Origin of the sequence: Vibrio sp. 10N.222.46.A1 (assembly GCF_041473595.1) — a bacterium.
GTDB lineage: Bacteria > Pseudomonadota > Gammaproteobacteria > Enterobacterales > Vibrionaceae > Vibrio > Vibrio tasmaniensis_A.
The window spans coordinates 1-3,230 of record NZ_JBFRSN010000349.1; the positions used below are offsets into that span (position 1 = coordinate 1).

Sequence of the window (3,230 nt, forward strand, 5' to 3'; positions counted from 1 at the left end):
GTCTGCAGTACGACGACACTGCCATACGATTGCGTTGTAAACCGGTTTGCCAGTTTCTTTGTTCCAAACAATGGTGGTTTCACGTTGGTTCGTGATACCAATGCCCGCTAGCTCATCGCTGCGGATGCCTGCTTTAGCAAGAGCTTCAACCAATGTAGAGCTTTGAGTCGCCCAGATTTCCATTGGATCATGCTCAACCCAACCCGCTTTCGGGTAAATCTGAGTGAATTCTCGTTGAGAAGAACTAACGATGTTTGCATCGTGATCGAGGATTACAGCGCGAGAACTTGTGGTGCCTTGGTCTAGGGCAACAATGTATTTTTGCTCGGTCATGGTAAGAATCCTTTTTCTTTCGTTATTTATATTTTAGTAAATGTAAGGTCGCTTAGGGATTAAGCTTGAGCTTGTTCAGCTTCTTCTTCTGTTTCACATTGGTTTGGAATTGTGCAGCCTTGGCCTTCTACTGGTAGGTAAGCACCGATAACACGTGGGTACAACCAACCACCAAAACACGCACCAGCAATTGGAGCAAGAATTGGAACGATGAAGTAAGGAATATCACGAGCACCGCTTAGTGCGAAATCCCAACCTGCAAAGTAAGCGAACAGTTTTGGTCCGAAGTCACGAGCAGGGTTCATTGCAAAGCCCGTCAGTGGACCTAAAGAACCACCGATAACCGCGATAAGAATACCGATCAGTAGAGGGTTCATTGCACCGCGAGATGCGCCGTTGTTCTCATCACCTAACGCTAAAATGGCAAACATCAACACTGCAGTAATCACGAATTCCACAGCAAAAGCGCCGAAGAAAGAAAGTGAAGCATGTGGGTAAGTCGAGAAGATACCAGCAGTTGATAGTGCGTCTTGGCTGCTACGAACGAAGTTATGTGCGATTTCGTAGTCAGTAAATAGGTTGCTGTACAGGCTGTAAACCAATGCTGCAGAGCAGAAAGCGCCAAGCAGTTGCGAAATGATGTAAGGCACCACTTTCGCTTTATCAAAGCCATGGAACATGGCCAGTGCAATCGTTACGGCTGGGTTGATGTGTGCGCCTGAAACGCCGGCAGTACAGTAAATTGCAATCGCAACACCGAAGCCCCAGATGATGCTGATTTCCCATTGTCCGAATGTCGCACCAGTTAATACCAGAGCGGCCACACAGCCAACGCCAAAGAATATGAGTAATCCTGTACCGATAAATTCAGCCAAGCATTGCCCAAATAAAGAAGGGTGTTTGTTTGTTGTCATGTTCGAGTCCTTTTTAGTTTTGCTTATCTAGCACGTGTATTGTGCATATATTTGCGAACTCGAAAATAAACGAACATCAAAAGTGAGCGTTTGAGCATAAAATTGTTAATTAAAGTCACTTGAAATGTTAATCCGAACACTTTTGCTCGAAAAAGATGCTCGCATGAACGTCATTGCTCGAATTGATAGGTTGCGAAGCCGCTCAAACTACCTATATGTAAATGAATGCGCAACTGGTACGAGGAGTTTATGTTTGGATTTGTGACGCTACTTCGTGAGTGGCGGATTATTAGACTTAATTAGGGAGGGCTGTGTGATGTTTTTGCTATGTAACAAGGGCGTTAACAAATGAGCTTATATGCATAAATGAATAAACTGCCAACTATGTTGTAGTTTGGCAGTTTTCATTTGGGTGTATGTTCTTGTTATACGAGACGAACTTACCGCTCTAAACCAGAGCTGCAACTTTTCCTTTCGAAACCAATTGAGCTCGGATTGAGTCATACGCCCAATTGAACGCAATCGCGTAAAGTACGAAGAAAATAACTAGGCCGATGTCCATGATCAGTACGGTTAGGAAGTCGAGTTGTAGAACCCACATCAAGACAGGTAGAGTCACTGTCATTAAGCCAAGCTCAAAACCTAATCCGTGCAGGATACGTGTTTTCGTGGTTCTTTTGCTTCGGTCTGCTCCGTAAATTTTGTCGTAGCCATAGTTATAAACGTAGTTCCAAGCCATCGCTATCAATGATATTGCGAGCGCTAAGCCTGCCATTTCGCCTGCGCCGTTTCCTGTAATATAGGTTGCAAGCCCTGCCATCAAAATCAAAGCTGCTAATTCAAATAGCACCATGTGCAACATGCGTTCTTTATGTGACATTTTTCTAACTCTCTTTACGATTAAATAGCCGCCGATGGGCTAATGACTTGCTAGATAATATCTAGTTAAGTGATAATATAAAGATAGTTAGCATCATATATAGTGATAGTAAGTTTTGGGAGAAACCAAATGTACAACATTGAACAGCTGAAAATGTTTGTGTATGCCGTTGAATTAGGGTCATTTTCTGCCAGTGCTCGTCATTTGGGTAAGGTGCAGTCGGCGGTGAGCCAAGGCATCAGTAATCTTGAAATAGATTTTAATGTTGAGCTTTTTGATCGTTCGACTCGAAAGCCTTCACTAACCAAAGCGGGCGAGCAGTTATTTAAACAGGTGAAAGCGATCGTGCTTCAGGTTGAAGATCTGAATGTGACGGTTAACGCGATGGGTAGCGGCGAAGAGGGGCTCATCAAAATTGCATTAGATGATTCATTACTGGTTCCGAACTTATCTAAGATCCTTAGTCAGTTCAGTCAACAATTCCCTGCTACTGAAGTTGAACTGGTTGCGTGTACCACAACAGAGGTCAATCCGTTAATTATCGAAGAGAGAGCCGACATTGGATTGATGTTTACCAACTTGGCTTTTGATGTCGGTTCTGAGCCATGCTTTATCGGTCACTTACCGTTTATTGCTGTGTGTCATCCAAGTCATGCGCTCGCAAAAAAAGGTGTGGCGAAACTCTCTGATTTACTCCCGTATCGTCAGTTAATGTTGAGGGGAGACAAGGGGAAGGTGATGGATCAGTTTCCGCTGATTGCCGGAAAGGTATGGTGGTCAAACAGCTTTATTGTGATCAAAGAGATGGTACTTGGCAGTGATATTGGCTGGGCATACTTACCTAGGCACCTCGTCGAAGAGGAGCTGAATAAGCAGCGTTTAGTGGAGATTAATGTCTCATTCGATCACAAAACATGGTCACCGCCCGTTGATCTTGTTCTGTCTAAAACACGCTCAAAAGGTCCTGCATTACTTTGGCTTGAACAAGCATTGAAAGGCCTATTAGACGAAACTGAATAAAGAAAAGGCTCACCGTTTAACGTGTGAGCCTTTCTGTTCAAAGTGATACTGCTTTTTGTTAGTTCTAGTTCTAGTTCTAGTTC

The 3,230-nt window shown here is 43.8% G+C and carries 4 protein-coding genes; 1 reads left to right on the forward strand and 3 read right to left on the reverse strand.

The features are described from left to right. The 3 genes from AB4496_RS11300 to AB4496_RS11310 all read right to left on the reverse strand — a co-directional run. On the reverse strand, window positions 1–333 hold a 333-nt coding region (locus AB4496_RS11300), incomplete at its 3' end, for an FGGY family carbohydrate kinase (protein WP_372130982.1). A 59-nt stretch (window positions 334–392) separates the two neighbouring features. Beyond that, the gene (locus tag AB4496_RS11305; protein ID WP_004732234.1) at window positions 393–1,247 is read right to left on the reverse strand and encodes an MIP/aquaporin family protein; all 855 of its coding nucleotides are present in this window, start codon (window positions 1,245–1,247) and stop codon (window positions 393–395) included. A 448-nt stretch (window positions 1,248–1,695) separates the two neighbouring features. Continuing rightward, window positions 1,696–2,127, reverse strand: coding sequence for a PACE efflux transporter (locus AB4496_RS11310; RefSeq protein WP_009845917.1), 432 nt, complete (start codon window positions 2,125–2,127; stop codon window positions 1,696–1,698). Between the two features lie 129 nt (window positions 2,128–2,256). Between AB4496_RS11310 and AB4496_RS11315 the strand changes: the two genes are divergently transcribed. Next, window positions 2,257–3,147, forward strand: a complete 891-nt coding sequence (locus AB4496_RS11315; protein WP_009845916.1) for a LysR family transcriptional regulator — start codon at window positions 2,257–2,259, stop codon at window positions 3,145–3,147. Window positions 3,148–3,230 lie beyond the last annotated feature (83 nt).

What these genes read in the sequence shown, in the direction of transcription:
- AB4496_RS11305 (WP_004732234.1), bottom strand. Translation starts at nt 1,247, where the DNA reads ATGACAACAAACAAACACCCTTCTTTATTTGGGCAATGCTTGGCTGAA.
- AB4496_RS11315 (WP_009845916.1), top strand. Translation starts at nt 2,257, where the DNA reads ATGTACAACATTGAACAGCTGAAAATGTTTGTGTATGCCGTTGAATTA.
- AB4496_RS11310 (WP_009845917.1), bottom strand. Translation starts at nt 2,127, where the DNA reads ATGTCACATAAAGAACGCATGTTGCACATGGTGCTATTTGAATTAGCA.